This window comes from Salinivibrio sp. ML198, assembly GCF_001996015.1.
GTDB lineage: Bacteria > Pseudomonadota > Gammaproteobacteria > Enterobacterales > Vibrionaceae > Salinivibrio > Salinivibrio siamensis.
This window is the reverse complement of record NZ_MUEZ01000009.1, coordinates 104746-120337: the sequence shown is the minus strand read 5'-3', so window position 1 is coordinate 120337 and position 15592 is coordinate 104746. Positions and strand designations below refer to the sequence as shown.

Annotated in this window: 13 protein-coding genes and 1 pseudogene; 10 read left to right on the top strand and 4 right to left on the bottom strand. The window is 52.3% G+C overall.

The window, feature by feature from the left end:
- Window positions 1-4: 4 nt before the first annotated feature.
- Genes pseC through pseI form a run of 5 tightly spaced genes read left to right on the top strand, consistent with a single transcriptional unit; the run spans window position 5 to window position 4554 of the window.
- On the top strand, window positions 5-1150 hold the full coding sequence (gene pseC / locus BZG25_RS08250) for a UDP-4-amino-4,6-dideoxy-N-acetyl-beta-L-altrosamine transaminase (RefSeq protein WP_077638848.1): 1146 nt from the start codon (window positions 5-7) through the stop codon (window positions 1148-1150).
- Between the two features lie 3 nt (window positions 1151-1153).
- On the top strand, window positions 1154-1858 hold the full coding sequence (gene pseF, locus BZG25_RS08245; protein WP_077638821.1) for a pseudaminic acid cytidylyltransferase: 705 nt from the start codon (window positions 1154-1156) through the stop codon (window positions 1856-1858).
- Window positions 1855-2949: a UDP-2,4-diacetamido-2,4,6-trideoxy-beta-L-altropyranose hydrolase gene (pseG, locus tag BZG25_RS08240; RefSeq protein ID WP_077638820.1), complete on the top strand. Its 1095-nt coding sequence runs from the start codon at window positions 1855-1857 to the stop codon at window positions 2947-2949. Before pseF ends, pseG begins: the two co-directional genes overlap by 4 nt.
- A complete protein-coding gene (gene pseH / locus BZG25_RS08235) occupies window positions 2940-3518 on the top strand; it encodes a UDP-4-amino-4,6-dideoxy-N-acetyl-beta-L-altrosamine N-acetyltransferase (protein ID WP_077638819.1) in 579 nt (192 codons plus the stop codon). The genes pseG and pseH overlap by 10 nt, the downstream gene beginning before the upstream one ends.
- On the top strand, window positions 3502-4554 hold the full coding sequence (pseI, locus tag BZG25_RS08230; RefSeq protein WP_077638818.1) for a pseudaminic acid synthase: 1053 nt from the start codon (window positions 3502-3504) through the stop codon (window positions 4552-4554). The genes pseH and pseI overlap by 17 nt, the downstream gene beginning before the upstream one ends.
- Window positions 4555-4620: 66 nt before the next feature.
- Here pseI and icd read toward each other — a convergent pair whose 3' ends face one another.
- A complete protein-coding gene (gene icd, locus BZG25_RS08225; protein WP_077638817.1) occupies window positions 4621-5871 on the bottom strand; it encodes an NADP-dependent isocitrate dehydrogenase in 1251 nt (416 codons plus the stop codon).
- A gap of 139 nt (window positions 5872-6010) precedes the next feature.
- Between icd and BZG25_RS08220 the strand changes: the two are divergent.
- The 5 genes and pseudogenes from BZG25_RS08220 to BZG25_RS08200 all read left to right on the top strand — a co-directional run.
- A pseudogene (locus BZG25_RS08220) lies at window positions 6011-6649 on the top strand (pseudouridine synthase); the annotation flags it as partial.
- A gap of 352 nt (window positions 6650-7001) precedes the next feature.
- Complete coding sequence (gene mnmA / locus BZG25_RS08215) at window positions 7002-8111, top strand: tRNA 2-thiouridine(34) synthase MnmA (protein WP_069361249.1); 1110 nt, start codon at window positions 7002-7004, stop codon at window positions 8109-8111.
- A gap of 13 nt (window positions 8112-8124) precedes the next feature.
- A complete protein-coding gene (hflD, locus tag BZG25_RS08210) occupies window positions 8125-8769 on the top strand; it encodes a high frequency lysogenization protein HflD (protein WP_046075327.1) in 645 nt (214 codons plus the stop codon).
- 25 nt (window positions 8770-8794) lie between these two features.
- Window positions 8795-10162 (top strand): adenylosuccinate lyase, encoded by a 1368-nt coding sequence (gene purB, locus BZG25_RS08205; RefSeq protein WP_077638815.1) that lies wholly within the window; start codon window positions 8795-8797, stop codon window positions 10160-10162.
- A 111-nt stretch (window positions 10163-10273) separates the two neighbouring features.
- Window positions 10274-11422, top strand: a complete 1149-nt coding sequence (locus BZG25_RS08200) for a cupin domain-containing protein (protein ID WP_077638814.1) — start codon at window positions 10274-10276, stop codon at window positions 11420-11422.
- A gap of 16 nt (window positions 11423-11438) precedes the next feature.
- Here the strand turns inward: BZG25_RS08200 and BZG25_RS08195 are convergent, their stop codons facing one another.
- From BZG25_RS08195 to oppB, 3 genes are all read right to left on the bottom strand, one after another.
- Window positions 11439-13550, bottom strand: coding sequence for a methyl-accepting chemotaxis protein (locus BZG25_RS08195; RefSeq protein ID WP_077638813.1), 2112 nt, complete (start codon window positions 13548-13550; stop codon window positions 11439-11441).
- A gap of 146 nt (window positions 13551-13696) precedes the next feature.
- Window positions 13697-14608 (bottom strand): oligopeptide ABC transporter permease OppC, encoded by a 912-nt coding sequence (gene oppC / locus BZG25_RS08190; protein ID WP_046075323.1) that lies wholly within the window; start codon window positions 14606-14608, stop codon window positions 13697-13699.
- A 10-nt stretch (window positions 14609-14618) separates the two neighbouring features.
- A complete protein-coding gene (oppB, locus tag BZG25_RS08185; RefSeq protein WP_046075322.1) occupies window positions 14619-15539 on the bottom strand; it encodes an oligopeptide ABC transporter permease OppB in 921 nt (306 codons plus the stop codon).
- Window positions 15540-15592 lie beyond the last annotated feature (53 nt).

Genomic DNA, 15592 nt, shown 5'->3' with positions numbered 1-15592 from the left:
GGCGTTGATCCCATACGGAAAGCAGCATCTTAGTGAGCAAGACTATGCCGCTGTGCTTGAGGTGCTAAAAAGTGATTATCTGACGCAAGGCCCGCAAGTTCCGGCTTTTGAAGCCGCCGTCGCCGAACTCACCGGGGCTGCGCATGCGGTCGCTGTTAATAGCGCCACATCTGCCCTGCATCTCGCTTGTCTGGCGTTAGGGTTAGGCCCAGGCGATCGTTTATGGACCTCGCCCATTACCTTTGTCGCGTCAGCCAATTGTGGGCAATACTGTGGTGCCGAAGTGGATTTTATCGATATCGACCCAGGCACACGTAACCTATGCGCCCAGCAGCTCGCGAAAAAACTGGCGCAAGCGGCCGCTACTCACACCTTACCCAAAGTGCTAGTGGTGGTGCATATGGCCGGTGCCAGTGCGCCAATGGCCGAAATTTCTGCGCTCGCTAAGCGTTATCAGATAGCCATTATTGAGGATGCGTCACATGCGATGGGCGCACACTATCAAGGCGCCGCGGTGGGAGGATGCCAGTACAGCGATATTAGCGTATTTAGTTTTCATCCGGTCAAAGTGGTTACCGCGGGAGAAGCCGGGGTTGCCACCACCCAACGTGCTACATTGGCGAAAGCGCTGCGTCAGTTGCGTAGCCACGGGATCACCCGTGATGCAGAAGACAGCCACGCTGCCCTGCCACCTTGGGGGTATGAGCAGCATACACTGGGGATGAACTATCGCCTCTCGGATATTCATGCCGCGCTTGGCCGTTCACAATTAACCCAGCTTCGCTCCTTTATCGCCAAACGGTTTGCACTTGCTGAACGCTACCACCAAGCGCTGGCGGATTTGCCCGTTAAGCGACCCATTTTAGATCCTGAGTCGGCATGGCATTTGTATTTGATTGAGCTTGAGCACGCCGACACACGCCGCACCGTTTTTGAGGCAATGCGTGTGCAAGGCATTGGCGTGAACGTGCACTATATTCCTGTGCATACGCAACCTTACTATCAGGCACAGGGCTTCCAGCCCGGAGACTTCCCGCTTGCCGAGCAGTATTACGCGGGTGCACTCACTTTGCCGCTTTACCCCGATTTAACCGAGCAACAGCAAGATACAGTGATTGCTGCGCTACAAAAAGCCATTGAGGATGCGTGACCGATGAATGTATGTATTATTCCCGCCCGCGGTGGCAGCAAACGCATTCCGGGCAAGAACCTCAAACGGTTTAACGGTGCGCCCATTATTACTTATGCCATTGCGACAGCACGTCAAAGTGGGCTATTCGATCGCGTCTTGGTTTCCACCGATTGCGAGGACATTGCCAGTGTGGCGCGCGATGCAGGGGCTGAGGTGCCTTTTGTGCGTCCCGCCGAGATTGCCGGCGATCACGCTACGACCTTGGATGTGCTTGAACATGCGATCCAGTGGCTCAACCCGTCGCCACAGCAAACGCCTTTGCACGCGGTGTGTTGCCTGTATGCTACCACCCCCTTTGTCACCACGGATGACTTGCGCCAAGGCTTAGCGTTACTGGACGGTAACACCGTCAAATACAGTTTTGCCGCCACCCGCTACGCCTTTCCGATTCAGCGCAGTATTCATGTCGATGCCGATGGCAGTGTCAGCATGTTGTGGCCCGAGCACTTCACCACCCGTTCACAAGACTTACAACCGGCGTACCACGATGCGGGGATGTTTTACTGGGGCACGCCAAGTGCGTTTTTAGCGCGCGAGCCGGTTTTTGCTCCTCACTCGAAAGCCGTGTTGATCCCTCATTACCGCGTGCAAGACATTGATGAGCCGGATGACTGGCTACGCGCCGAGCTAATGTATCAACTGTTGGAGCAACAAGCCTTGCTATGAGCCATATTGCCATTCGAGTCGATGCCTCCCAAGCGATAGGCACCGGGCACGTCAGCCGCATGCACGTGTTGGCTAGCATGCTACAAACGTCGGGTCATCAGGTAACCTTGGTATGTCGCGACTTGCCCGGCAATTTGATAGCGGTCAGCCATGAACAAGGCTTAACGGTGGCGGTGTTGCCTGCCCCCAAAAACTTGCTTAGCGACACCGATTGGCTGGGTGTGAGCCAGCGGCAAGATGCCGAAGAGACAACCGCATGCGTGGCTAACCAGCCGGTGGATTTAATGGTAGTGGATCATTACGCCTTAGATGCCCGCTGGGAGCAATCGATTCACACCCAATTGGGCTGTCCGATGATGGTGGTCGATGATTTAGCCAATCGGCCCCACGATTGCGCGTTTTTACTCGATCAAAACCCTTGGCCTGAGATTACCACGCGCTACGCATCACAGCTTTTAAATCCACAAACCCGATGCTTGTTGGGGCCTGACTATGCACTATTGCGTCCAGCATTTGCCGCCTTACATCAGTCTCCGCCGCCGCGAGAAAACAAGGTGATCGCCTTTTTCTCCGGCACGGATCCGACCGGTGAAAGCCGCAAGCTTGTGGACGCGGTGAAACACCTAGAAGCCGTTCAACACCTAGGAGAAAAGCAGAAGCTCGAGAGGCTGCCTTTCTCGCTATTAATTGTCACCGGCCGGCGTAACCCAGACCGCGACGCATTGTGTAAAGCGCCTGTCCCCGATGGGGTTAGTGTGGTGGAAGCACTGTCGGACTTTGATACCCACATGGCACGGGCACGCTACGCATTTGGAGCCGCTGGCGTCACTGCCATCGAGCGCAGCTGCTTGAGGGTTCCGAGCACCTTGGTATGTGTGGCGGAAAACCAACACGCCATGGCCGAGTATCTTGCTGGACAGCCGGGCTATCAATACTTAGGACGCGGTGAGTACACCTGCTGGCAAGATTATGCGTCTGCATTGCAGCACCTTGCGGCAAACTGGCATCAGCTTCCTATCCTGCCAGCGATCACCGATGGAAAAGGCGCAGAGCGTGTCGTCGCAGCCTTGGAGCATCACTTATGCAACTGATTTTTAGAGCGGTGACTCACGCGGACAGTGACACTTTATGGCATTGGCGCAATCGTCCCGCTGTCCGCCAGTTCATGTACACCCAACATGAAATAAGCCATGATGAGCACCAAGCATGGTTCAGCCATATGGTCGCCAACACACACCGTTATTTCTATATCGTCTACAAGCGCGTAGACGGCCAACCGGACAAGCCACTTGGCGTGGTCAATCTTGACCTCGATAGCGAGAATAGGACAAGTGCGATCTGGGCTTTTTATGCGGCCCCCGATACACCACGTGGGAGCGGCGCGCTCATGGAGTTTGGCGCATTAAGCTTAGCGTTTGAAACCTTGGGCGTGACCAAATTGAACTGTGAAGTGCTCAGTCATAATCAGGGGGTGGTGCGGCTGCATCAACGCTTTGGCTTTCGTGAAACACCGCAAAGTCGGCAATGCACCTTTTCCCTGCCTGAGGGAAAAACAGTCGAGATTGTGTGCCTGTCTTTGTCCGCTGATGAGTGGCAGCAAGGCGCCAGCGCCCTTCAAACCAAACTGAATATCGACGCGGTTTATGAACAACGACATTAAGATTGCAGGCCGTTTGATCGGCCCCCAGCATCCTCCCTATATCATTGCCGAAATGTCGGCGAACCATAATGGTAGCCTTGAGCTTGCCAAACAAACCATTTCCATGGCCAAAGCCTGCGGTGCCGATGCCGTCAAAATGCAAAGCTATACCGCCGATACCATTACCCTTGATTGCGACCACGATGAGTTTCAGATCAAAGGCGGACTGTGGGAAGGTTATAGTCTCCACCAGCTATATCGCTGGGCACAAACCCCGTTTGAGTGGCACAAGCCATTATTTGATCACGCCAGAAAAGAAGGCGTCACCTTATTCTCCTCTCCTTTTGATTGCTCAGCGATTGACTTGCTCGAGGATCTTAACGCACCCGCCTATAAAATAGCCTCGTTCGAGGCGATTGATTTGCCTTTGATTCGCTATGCCGCGCAAACCGGTAAACCGATGATCATCTCAACCGGCATGGCTGACGAGACAGAGATCGCCGAGGCGGTGGCGACCGCCCGAGATAACGGCTGTCGTGAGCTGGTGTTGCTTCATTGTATCAGCGCCTACCCTGCGCCAATTGAACAAAGCCATCTACGAACCATTCCAACCTTAGCCACCCGCTATCAAACCTTGGCGGGCTTATCCGATCATTCGCTGACCAACACCGCCGCGATCGCAGCCGTCGCACTCGGCGCGTGCGTGATTGAAAAACATGTGATGCTCTCTGAAGACTCGGGAGGCCCGGATGCTGCTTTCTCGCTTACGCCACCTGCACTCAGTGCGCTTTGTGAGCAAACCCACGCGGCGTGGCAAGCGTTAGGAGAAAGTGCCCTAACCACACGAGCGGCCGAATCGAGCAACCGGCAATTTAGGCGCTCTTTGTATGTCTGTGAGGATATCGCGCCCGGTGAGCCACTGACGGCCGATAATGTGCGCAGTATTCGTCCTGGCTTTGGGTTAGCACCGAAACACTATGATACCGTGATCGGAAAGCGCGCAACACGCGCGTTAACCAAAGGCACCGCATTGTCGTGGGAAGATATCGAAGACTAGCTGGAGCATATCCATAAAAAAACCCGGCGACTGAGCCGGGTTTCGTTTCTCACTGAGAATCAGTGATTACATCTGCTTGACCATCTCGTCAGCAAACTCAGAGCATTTACGCAGGCTCGCGCCTTCCATTAAACGTTCAAAGTCATAAGTGACTGTCTTGTTGGCGATGGTTTTTTCCATTGACTTGATTACCAAGTCAGCCGCTTCAAACCAGCCCATATGACGTAGCATCATTTCCGCGGAAAGGATAAGTGAGCCAGGGTTCACCTTGTCTTGGCCAGCGTATTTCGGCGCCGTGCCGTGAGTGGCTTCAAACAGCGCCACGCCATCACCAATGTTGGCACCTGGGGCGATACCGATACCACCAACCTGCGCGGCAAGCGCATCAGAAACATAATCGCCGTTCAAGTTCATGGTGGCAATCACATCATATTCCGCTGGACGCAACAGGATTTGCTGCAAGAACGCATCTGCGATGGAGTCTTTGATGGTGATCTGTTTGCCGGTTTTTGGATTTTTCATCGTCATCCAAGGACCGCCGTCCAGCAACTCAGCACCAAATTCTTCTTTGGCCACTTCATACGCCCAGTCTTTAAACGCCCCTTCGGTAAACTTCATGATGTTACCTTTGTGGACGATAGTCAGTGAGTCACGGTCGTTATCGATGGTGTACTCGATAGCGGCGCGAACCAGACGCTTGGTGCCTTCTTCTGAGATTGGCTTAATGCCTACACCACACTGCTCAGGGAAACGGATTTTGTTGGCACCCATTTCTTCACGCAGGAACTTAATCACTTTATCCGCTTCGGCGGTGCCTGCTTTAAACTCAACACCCGCATAGATGTCTTCTGAGTTTTCGCGGAAGATCACCATATCCGTGTCTTCTGGCTTTTTCAGTGGGCTAGGAACGCCAGTGAAGTAACGAACAGGACGCGCACAGATATAAAGGTCGAGCTCTTGACGAAGCGCCACGTTCAATGAGCGAATACCACCGCCAACTGGGGTCGTCAGTGGCCCTTTGATTGCCACTTTGTATTCGCGGATAAAGTCGAGGGTTTCAGCTGGCAGCCACTGATCGTCACCATATACCTTGGTGGACTTCTCACCGGTGTAGATTTCCATCCATGAAATCTTACGCTCACCGTTATAGGCTTTAGCAACAGCTGCATCAACAACTTTGATCATTGCAGGGCTAACATCCATCCCGATGCCATCCCCTTCAATGTAAGGGATCACAGGGTGGTTAGGGACTACCAGTTTTGTGCCGTCGAGTGTGATCTTCTGACCTTCCGCCGGTACAACTACTTTACTTTCCATTTTAATCTCCTAGCGTCCATTTGTTATCTTTGTGTAAGATGCGAGTCGAGGATACTCGAATTCATACAACACGCCAAACAGATTATTACGTGTATAATACGGAAGTCTCATTTGCCGTTTAATCTATTTGACAGCCCTCATGCCATATAAAGCCCGCCCCCAGCCAGCGTCAAAGGCTGTTTCAAACACCCAAGCTCCATCGGCCAAAGGTGGAAAGACACCCCGAGCGACCGCGCTCACCACCAAAGTATTACTTGTTAACAAACCTTATAACATGTTGACTCAGTTTAGTGGGGAGCCAGGTGACAGCACATTGGCCGACATTGTATCGGTGAAAGACGTGTACCCGGCCGGTCGACTTGATAAAGATAGCGAAGGCTTGCTGGTGCTCACCAATAATGGTGCTTTACAAGCCAGACTCACCCAACCTTCATCCAAGTCGCCCAAAACCTATTGGGTACAAGTTGAAGGCGAGCCTAGCGATGAGGCGATTCAAGCGCTCTGTGACGGTGTCGAACTGAAAGATGGCCTTACGCTCCCCGCCGAAGTCACCAGAATGGCGCCGCCCGCCGTATGGGAGCGCCACCCTCCGGTGCGCTATCGCGCTAACATTCCCACCACCTGGTTAAAGGTGGTGCTGCTAGAAGGGCGAAACCGGCAAGTACGCCGCATGACCGCGCATATCGGCCACCCGACGCTGCGCTTGATTCGTGCCCAACTCGGCCCATGGCAGCTGGATGATTTGCAACCGGGCCAGTGGCGTGAAGTCGCTCCCCCGAAAGGCTTTGAGCAATTCACCCCTAAACCCAAAGGCGCAAAAGGGAAAGCACCACGTGGGCGCAATCGCTCGTCCAAGCGCGCACCGTCGAAGAAACGAGATAAGCGCTAGGAATACCTGAACATATCATCGTCCGATTTTCGCACACAGACCCTCCGCGCCAAGGATGGCACGGCGGAGCCCCCAGGGATGGGTATACGGCGTGTATGCGTGCGGGAGTCGGTCACAGGCTACGCGACCATCTACCCACTTTGGATAACGGCTAACATGTGAGCTCTATCACATCTGTATCCGGCGATTTGATTCTGTTAAACTTAGCATCCGTTTATTGATAGCAGCATTTGTGATCACCATGTCAGATAACAGCAGCAAAAAAGTGATTGTCGGAATGTCCGGCGGTGTTGATTCCTCCGTTTCTGCCTACTTGTTGAAACAACAGGGTTATCAGGTAGAAGGCCTGTTTATGAAAAACTGGGAAGAGGATGACAACGAAGAGTACTGCTCTGCTGCAGAAGACTTGGCCGATGCGCAAGATGTGTGTGACAAGCTTGGCATCGAGCTACACACCATTAACTTTGCCGCTGAGTACTGGGATAATGTCTTCGAGCATTTTTTAACCGAATACAAAGCGGGTCGCACGCCCAACCCTGACATTCTTTGCAACAAAGAAATCAAATTTAAGGCGTTTCTCGAGTTTGCCGACGAAGTGCTAGATGCCGATTATATTGCCATGGGACATTATGTCCGTCGCACCTTCCCTGAAAATGGCGAAAAAGCGCAAATGCTGCGCGGCTTGGACAACAATAAAGATCAAAGCTATTTCTTGTACACGCTCAGCCACGATCAGGTGGCACGTAGCTTGTTCCCGGTGGGCGATTTAGAAAAACCGCAGGTACGCCAAATTGCTGAAGAGCAAGGTTTGGTGACGGCGAAGAAAAAAGATTCAACCGGCATTTGTTTTATCGGCGAGCGTAAGTTCACTGACTTTTTGTCGCAGTATTTACCTGCGCAGCCCGGCCCTATCGAAACCACTGAGGGCGACGTGATTGGTGAGCACCAAGGGTTGATGTACCACACTTTGGGTCAACGTAAAGGTCTAGGCATTGGTGGTCTTAAAGGCGGCAACGGTAGCGAAGCACCTTGGTATGTGGTCGATAAAGACGTCGCGCGTAATGTACTGCTCGTCGGTCAAGGCCATGATCATCCTCGGCTCTATTCTGAAGGGCTCATCGCGGCGCAATTGCACTGGGTCGATCGCGAGATTGTGACTGAGACCCGCCGTTGCACGGTAAAAACCCGATACCGTCAACACGATATATCGTGTACTATCACGCCCGTTGATGATGATACAGTGAAAGTTATCTTCGACGAGCCGCAAATTGCGGTAACGCCGGGGCAATCTGCTGTCTTTTACGATGGCGATGTCTGCCTAGGCGGTGGCATTATCGAGCAACGTATTTAAGGAGCCGTGATCAGTGGCAGAGACGATTTATGATCGCACCCTGGCGTTTGCCAGCATTTGTCAGGCAGCAAAACTGGTGCAAGACGTATCTCGAAATGGATATTGTGACCAAGACGCGTTAAATACGAGCCTGAGTAGCATTATCATCACTAACCCCTCTTCTACCCTAGACGTCTTTCGTGGAGAAGTGGGGAATGTCACCGGTGGCGGTGAGTCAGGCCTTCATGTTGGTTTAGAAACCCTCATTGGCCAACTCGATAATAGCCGCAACGGTAGCGAAACCATGCGCTACCTGATTAATTTGTTGGCGCTGGAGCGTAAACTGTCCAGCCGCCGTGATGCCATGGCACAACTGGGCGATCGCATTGAAACGATTGAGCGTCAAGTAAGCCATTTTGATTTGCTTGATGAGCAAATGATCAGCAATCTCGCCAGCATTTATCTCGACGTGATCAGTCCTCTCGGACCGCGCATTCAAGTGTCTGGTGACCCACAACATTTACAGCAAACTGGCGTGCAACACCGTGTGCGTGCCATCTTGCTTTCCGGTATCCGCAGTGCTGTCCTATGGCGTCAAGTAGGCGGTAAGCGCCGGCACCTTATCTTTGGTCGCAAACAAATGGTTGAGCAGGCCAAACTCATTCTAGCCCGAAGCTAATCAGATTGAACTCAGGAGACAAAAAATGGAACTGTCAGCGCTGACTGCTGTTTCACCGGTCGATGGCCGATACGGTACGAAAACGATTGCGTTGCGATCGATTTTTAGTGAATTTGGATTGCTTAAATACCGCACCATCGTGGAAATCCGTTGGCTACAAAAACTGGCAGCGACAGACAGCATCGCAGAGGTGCCTGTTTTTAGTCATGACGCCAATGCCCAACTCGACCGCATTGCTGCTGAGTTTGATGAACAAGATGCCGCACGTATCAAAGAGATTGAGCGCACCACCAATCATGATGTCAAAGCCGTTGAGTATTTTCTAAAAGAAAAGATTGCCGATAACGCAGAACTCAACGCGGTCAGTGAATTCATTCACTTTGCCTGCACTTCTGAAGACATTAATAACCTGTCGCATGCACTGATGCTAAAAGAAGCACGCGATACGGTAATTTTGCCAGAAATGCAACGTCTGGCGGACGCCGTCAAAGACCTGTCTCAACAATTCCGCGACGTACCCATGCTTTCACGCACCCACGGTCAGCCTGCGTCTCCATCGACCATGGGTAAAGAGATGGCAAACGTGGCGTACCGCATGGCGCGCCAAATCAAGCAGGTTAAAAGCAGTGAGATCCTGGGTAAAATCAACGGCGCAGTGGGCAACTACAACGCGCACTTGTCGGCCTATCCAGAGATCGATTGGCATGCCTACAGCGAAGCCTTTGTGACCTCATTAGGTATTGATTGGAACCCGTACACCACTCAAATCGAGCCGCATGACTATATTGCTGAGCTTTTTGATGCCGTGTCGCGTTTTAACACCATTTTGATCGATTTTGACCGTGATATCTGGGGCTACATTGCGCTGGGCCACTTTAAGCAAAAAACCATCGCGGGTGAAATTGGCTCATCGACCATGCCGCACAAGGTTAACCCGATTGATTTTGAAAACTCGGAAGGTAACCTCGGCCTAGCCAATGCCATTTTCTCTCACCTTGGGCAAAAGTTGCCGATTTCTCGCTGGCAGCGTGACCTGACTGACTCCACCGTATTACGTAACCTCGGTGTGGGTGTGGGCTACACCATGATTGCTTATGCGTCGACTCTGAAAGGGATCAGCAAGCTGGAAGTGAACCAAGCCGCACTCGAAGCGGAACTGGATCAAAACTGGGAAGTCCTTGCCGAGCCTATTCAAACCGTGATGCGTCGTTATGGGATAGAAAAGCCCTACGAGAAGCTCAAAGAGCTGACACGTGGCAAACGGGTTGATGGCGAAGGAATGCGTACCTTTGTTGATAGTCTTGATTTGCCTGAGCACGAGAAAGCACGCTTGAAGCAAATGACACCGGCTAACTACATTGGCGATGCGGTCAAGCTCACTGACAAACTGTAAGCAAAACGCATCCAATGCTCGCGGCCTCCATATTGGGGGCCGTTTTTTATCCCACTCGCACCACCCTGCTCGTCACGTTATACTGCCGCAAATTTCGTAAACTAAGTCGTTATGTATCAATTTCAGTTCTCGCTCGCCGAATTCATGGCCACACATTGGCATCAAAGCCCCACCGTTCTCCGTCAGGGATTAGCCGATTTTGACGATCCCATTGAGCCTGAAGAGGTCGCAGGACTCGCGATGGAAGAGGATATTGACTCACGCCTGGTGACCCAAGCCAATGGCAAGTGGCAAGTCGCGAACGGTCCTTTCGAGCACTTCGACGACTTCCCAGAGACACATGCGCAACTGGTGGTACAAGCCGCTAACCATTGGCACCCAGGCGTACGTGAACTGGCTGATGCATTTACCTCGCTACCACAGTGGCTATTTGACGATGTCATGGTTTGTTATTCCCAGCCTCAGGGCGGCGTCGGGCCTCACATTGACCAGTATGATGTGTTTATCGTGCAAGGCCAAGGCCGCCGCCGTTGGCGCGTTGGGCCAAAAGGTGATTACCAAGAAGCCAACTTAGAAACCGGGCTCAAGCAGATCACCGGCTTTGATGCCATTATCGATGTGGTGCTAGAGCCAGGCGATATTCTTTATATCCCACCAGGCTTTCCACACGAAGGCGATACCCTAGAGCCCTCGCTCAGCTACTCAATTGGCTATCGTTCACCAAAAGCCCGCGAGCTACTGAGCAGTTATGCAGACCAAGTGATTGTCGACGAAGCTGGCGATAATCATTTCCATTGGCCTGCCATGTCAGCCCAACCAGACGCGCCTGCGGCATTGGATCCACAACATCTCGCCCAGATGGACGAAATGATGATCGCACTCATGCACGACGAGACCCGTAAAAAGCGCTGGATTGGCGAGTTTCTCTCTCAAGCCCGACATGAGCTCGACTTACTCAGCCCCGACCCTCAGTGGCAACCGGATAGTCTCAAAGCCGCGATGCAAGACGGGCTTTGTCTGGAAAAACTCAGTGGGTTGCGCGCGTTTTATCACCCCGACCAGCCTGAAATGATTTTTATGCTGGGTGAAAGCTTTGATTTACCCGCAGGATGTGAGTCACTCACCCCAGCGTTATGCAATCAACGCTTTATTGATTGGGAAATCCTCGGCGATGCCGCCGACCATAGCCTGTTTTGGCCGATGCTGACGCTGTGGGTCAATCGCGGCTACTGGTATCCTCTCGAGGAAGCGCCAGAGTAACCGCGCATCACCAAGATTAGACTTTAAACTGGGCCGTTAGCGCACGCTGACGGCCAGCCAGCGCCTCCAATTGGCTGGCAATACTCGCCGCCGATTCGGCATGCGACAAGAGTTCATCGCTGCGTTCACGAATATGGGTCACGTTTTGCGTCACATCGCCTGATACCGCGCTTTGTTGCTCCGCCGCCGCGCTAATTTCACTGTTAAGCCCCATCATGTCTTGCATCGCAGTACGAATCTGGTCCAAGCTCGCCACCGTCTCTTGCACCTTTTCAGCGGTGTCATCCGCTAGCTGATTCCCTTCATGAATCGCCGCTACCACTGACTCTGCCCCTAACTGCAACGAATCAATCACGGTACGGATCTGGGTGATTGACTGGTTAGTACGCTGTGACAGTTCACGGACTTCGTCAGCGACCACCGCAAACCCGCGCCCTTGCTCACCCGCACGCGCCGCTTCAATCGCCGCATTTAAAGCAAGTAAGTTGGTTTGCTCTGACATGGTGTCAATCACCGTCAAGATCTCGGTGATATCCTGACTACTCTTTTGTAAGGCTTGCGCATCGTGGGTCGCGCCATTCAGCGTCTCCACCAAACGCGTCATCGCTTGCGACGAACCAGTCACAATTTTTTCACCCTTCTCCGTCGCTGTATTCACCGCGGTGGCCGCAGTTAGCGCCGATTCGGTATGACTGGCAACCTGTGAGGCCGTTTGCGTCATCTCTTCTGATGCTGTCGCCACTGCATCCAAGCTTGATACTTGTTCACGGCTACCATCTCGGGTTTGCACGGCCACGCGTGCGGCTTCTTTGGCTGTATGTTCCGCTTCTTCAACGCTATTAATCACATTCGCCATAATAGGCTGAAGCTTATCGAGGAAGCGGTTAAAGCGCCCCGCCAGTACCCCAATTTCATCACGATTTTTAAGCTGGATACGCTGCGTGAGATCGCCATCGCCGTCGGCAATCTCTGCCAATCGTTCCGCCAGTAGCTTCAGGGGTTTAACGATTTGGCGCGCCGCTAATCCGGCGATCACCAAGGCAAGCAGGGTTGCCACAACCCCTAAGCTACGTTCTGTCCACGCGGCTTGACTGCGTTGCGCGGTAATTTGTTGGCTTAATTGGTTTGCCTCAGATAGCAAGACATCTTCCGGCAAGGTGATAAGGGCTCCCCACGTGGTGCCTGGCAAGGCAATCGGCACGTAGGTCATCAACTGGCTTTTTTGCCATACAGTCTGTGGCTGTCCCTGCGTCAGCCAGGAGCTCATCGCATCAGGGCTGGTGGGTAAATCGTCGACAGTGCCGCCGCTCACTTGGGCGTTATCAGACGCCACTAAACGGCCACCTTGGCTCAATACACTGACATTGCCAGCGCCGCCAAATAGGGCTTTATCCGCCTCTGAGATCACTGACTGTAACCCGCCAAGCGCAATATCAATGCCTAGTACCCCCAGCACTTGTCCGTCGCGCATCAGCGGTGAGGAAATGGTGACACTCAGGCTACTGCCCGCTTGTTTGGGCGCAGATACACAAGCTGCGCCTTGGTTCAATGGGCACTGATACCAATGATTCGCCGCTTGCCCATTGCCATTTTTATTGCCGTTGTTAATTTGCTTCTCGCTCAGCACGGTACCTTGCAGCTCGCCATCCCGCTTTTGCCAGCGGCTGGCAAAACGCCCTGCGGCATTCGCGCCCCGTTCTGTATCGAGCTGATAAAAGTTATCTTCTTGGTCAAGTGCATTGGGTTTAAATACCACGAACGCGGCTTGAACCGTATCGAAGTTCTCCACTGAGCGTCGCACCAGCTCATTGATTGAGCCGCGAAGTTCACCACTGTCGGTAAAGTTTTGCTCAGCGTTATACTGTAGGTACACCACACTTTGCGCCAGCATTTGCGCGCGGTACACCGCCTCATCTAAAGAACGTTGTACATGGGTCGCTTGAACTTGAGCCTGACTGGTCGCAAGACGTTGAGCAGCACTACGCAGCGTTTGGGTACTCGCCTGACCGACCGTTTGCTGAAACTGGTTATTGACGTAGGTTGAGAAGGTTAATAACGTCACCGCGGTCACAGCAACGCACAAACTGGCCACGAGGGTGACCTTCCATTGAATTGAGAGGGATCGCATGACAGCTCCTTTGTCACTCTATCGACAGCCACCACTGCTATCGATTCTCATCCTTGAAACACGCATTTAACAGTAACAAAAAAGCGCAGGAAATAAACCTGCGCTTTTCATATTATTGCGTTTTTTACGATGACAAAAAACGTCGCTTATCTGTCTTTTGGATCCAAGGCATCACGAAGCCCATCGCCGACATAGTTAAAACAGAACAATGTCATGACCATAAAGGCGGCAGGGAACAGCAGCTGCCAAATCGCAATTTCCATCGTTTGCGAGCCTTCTTGTAGTAAGGCGCCCCAACTGGTCATTGGCTCTTGCACACCTAAGCCCAAGAAACTCAAGAAAGACTCAAACAAGATCATGTTCGGCACTAGTAAGGTCGAGTAAACCGCAACAATCCCAAGTACGTTTGGCACGATATGGCGCGTAATGATATGGCGCGTGCTCACCCCTGAAACGTGCGCGGCTTCGACAAACTCTTTACTCCGTAAGCTGAGTGTTTGACCGCGCACAATACGTGCCATGTCTAGCCAAGCAATACAGCCAATGGCCACGAAGATCAGCACGATATTACGGCCAAAGAAGGTGACCAGTACAATCACGAAGAACATGAACGGAATCGATTGGAGGATTTCCACCAAACGCATCATCACCGCATCGGTGCGGCCGCCAATAAAGCCTGATGTGGCACCATATAAGGTACCAATCAAGACGGCGACAAAGGCGCCCATGACGCCTACCATGATCGATATACGCCCGCCCATCATGGTGCGAGTAAAGAGATCTCGGCCTAACGCATCGGTACCAAACCAATGTCCGTCTACGCCCAATGAAGGCGCCGCATGAATGGCATACCAATCGGTCGCGTCATACGCGTAGGCACTGATATACGGCCCAAGGATCACGCTCAAACCAATCAATACCAGAATCACCAAGCTCGCCATCGCGGCACGGTTACGTTTAAAACGAATCGCCGCATCCTGCCAAAGGCTACGCCCCTTGACATCGACTTCTTCAGCAAAGTTTTCGAGGGCGTCAATGTTTTCTTTTTTCGTCAGCATCATGTCACCCCTAGTAACGAATCTTAGGATCGATATACGCCAGCAGGATATCGACGATCGCGTTGAAAAGAATGGTCAGCGTACCGATCAAAATGGTACAGCCAAGCACTAATGAATAATCACGGTTAAACGCGGCGTTCACAAACAGCTTACCGATACCAGGCAAGCCGAAAATGGTTTCGATCACCACCGACCCAGTAATAATGCCCACAAACGCGGGTCCCATGTAGGACACAACCGGTAGCATTGCAGGCTTGAGCGCATGTTTAACAATAATCTTAGGGTAACTGAGCCCTTTGGCACGCGCGGTGCGAATAAAGTTACTGTTTAGGGTTTCGATCATGCTACCGCGGGTCACACGCGCAAATGTGGCCACATACAGCAAGGACATACCGATCATTGGCAACACCATGAATTGCCATCCCCCACCTTGCCAGCCACCGGCGGGGAACCAACCAAGATTAATGGCGAAGATATAAATCAGCACGGGCGCGAGCACAAAGGATGGCATCACCACCCCTAACATCGCCGTGGACATGATGGTGTAGTCAATCCAGGTGTTTTGTTTGAGCGCAGCAATGGTGCCAATGGTGACCCCAAAAATCAGCGTAAAGATAAACGCCAACGCACCGATTTGTGCCGATACAGGAAATGCGTCAGCAATCAGCTCATTCACCGTAAAATCAATGTATTTAAACGATGGACCAAAATCCCCTTGTAGGATATTGCCCAAATAGGTGGTGTATTGCTCAAACACAGGCTTATCCAGGCCGTATTTGGCATTAATGTTTTCCATTACGGCAGGGGGCAATGGACGTTCGCTTGAAAAAGGGTTGCCTGGCGCAAACCGCATCAAGAAAAAAGAGATAGTAATTAAGACCAACAACGTTGGAATAGCTTCCAAAAGGCGCTTGGCGATAAATTTCAACATAACTGTACCGTTTCGTTTTGAGCCTCACAGCGTCCGCTACCTAGGCTATACCT

What these genes read in the sequence shown, in the direction of transcription:
- BZG25_RS08200 (WP_077638814.1), top strand. Translation starts at nt 10,274, where the DNA reads ATGTATCAATTTCAGTTCTCGCTCGCCGAATTCATGGCCACACATTGG.
- oppC (WP_046075323.1), bottom strand. Translation starts at nt 14,608, where the DNA reads ATGCTGACGAAAAAAGAAAACATTGACGCCCTCGAAAACTTTGCTGAA.
- pseH (WP_077638819.1), top strand. Translation starts at nt 2,940, where the DNA reads ATGCAACTGATTTTTAGAGCGGTGACTCACGCGGACAGTGACACTTTA.
- BZG25_RS08195 (WP_077638813.1), bottom strand. Translation starts at nt 13,550, where the DNA reads ATGCGATCCCTCTCAATTCAATGGAAGGTCACCCTCGTGGCCAGTTTG.
- oppB (WP_046075322.1), bottom strand. Translation starts at nt 15,539, where the DNA reads ATGTTGAAATTTATCGCCAAGCGCCTTTTGGAAGCTATTCCAACGTTG.
- mnmA (WP_069361249.1), top strand. Translation starts at nt 7,002, where the DNA reads ATGTCAGATAACAGCAGCAAAAAAGTGATTGTCGGAATGTCCGGCGGT.
- pseF (WP_077638821.1), top strand. Translation starts at nt 1,154, where the DNA reads ATGAATGTATGTATTATTCCCGCCCGCGGTGGCAGCAAACGCATTCCG.
- pseI (WP_077638818.1), top strand. Translation starts at nt 3,502, where the DNA reads ATGAACAACGACATTAAGATTGCAGGCCGTTTGATCGGCCCCCAGCAT.
- icd (WP_077638817.1), bottom strand. Translation starts at nt 5,871, where the DNA reads ATGGAAAGTAAAGTAGTTGTACCGGCGGAAGGTCAGAAGATCACACTC.
- purB (WP_077638815.1), top strand. Translation starts at nt 8,795, where the DNA reads ATGGAACTGTCAGCGCTGACTGCTGTTTCACCGGTCGATGGCCGATAC.
- pseG (WP_077638820.1), top strand. Translation starts at nt 1,855, where the DNA reads ATGAGCCATATTGCCATTCGAGTCGATGCCTCCCAAGCGATAGGCACC.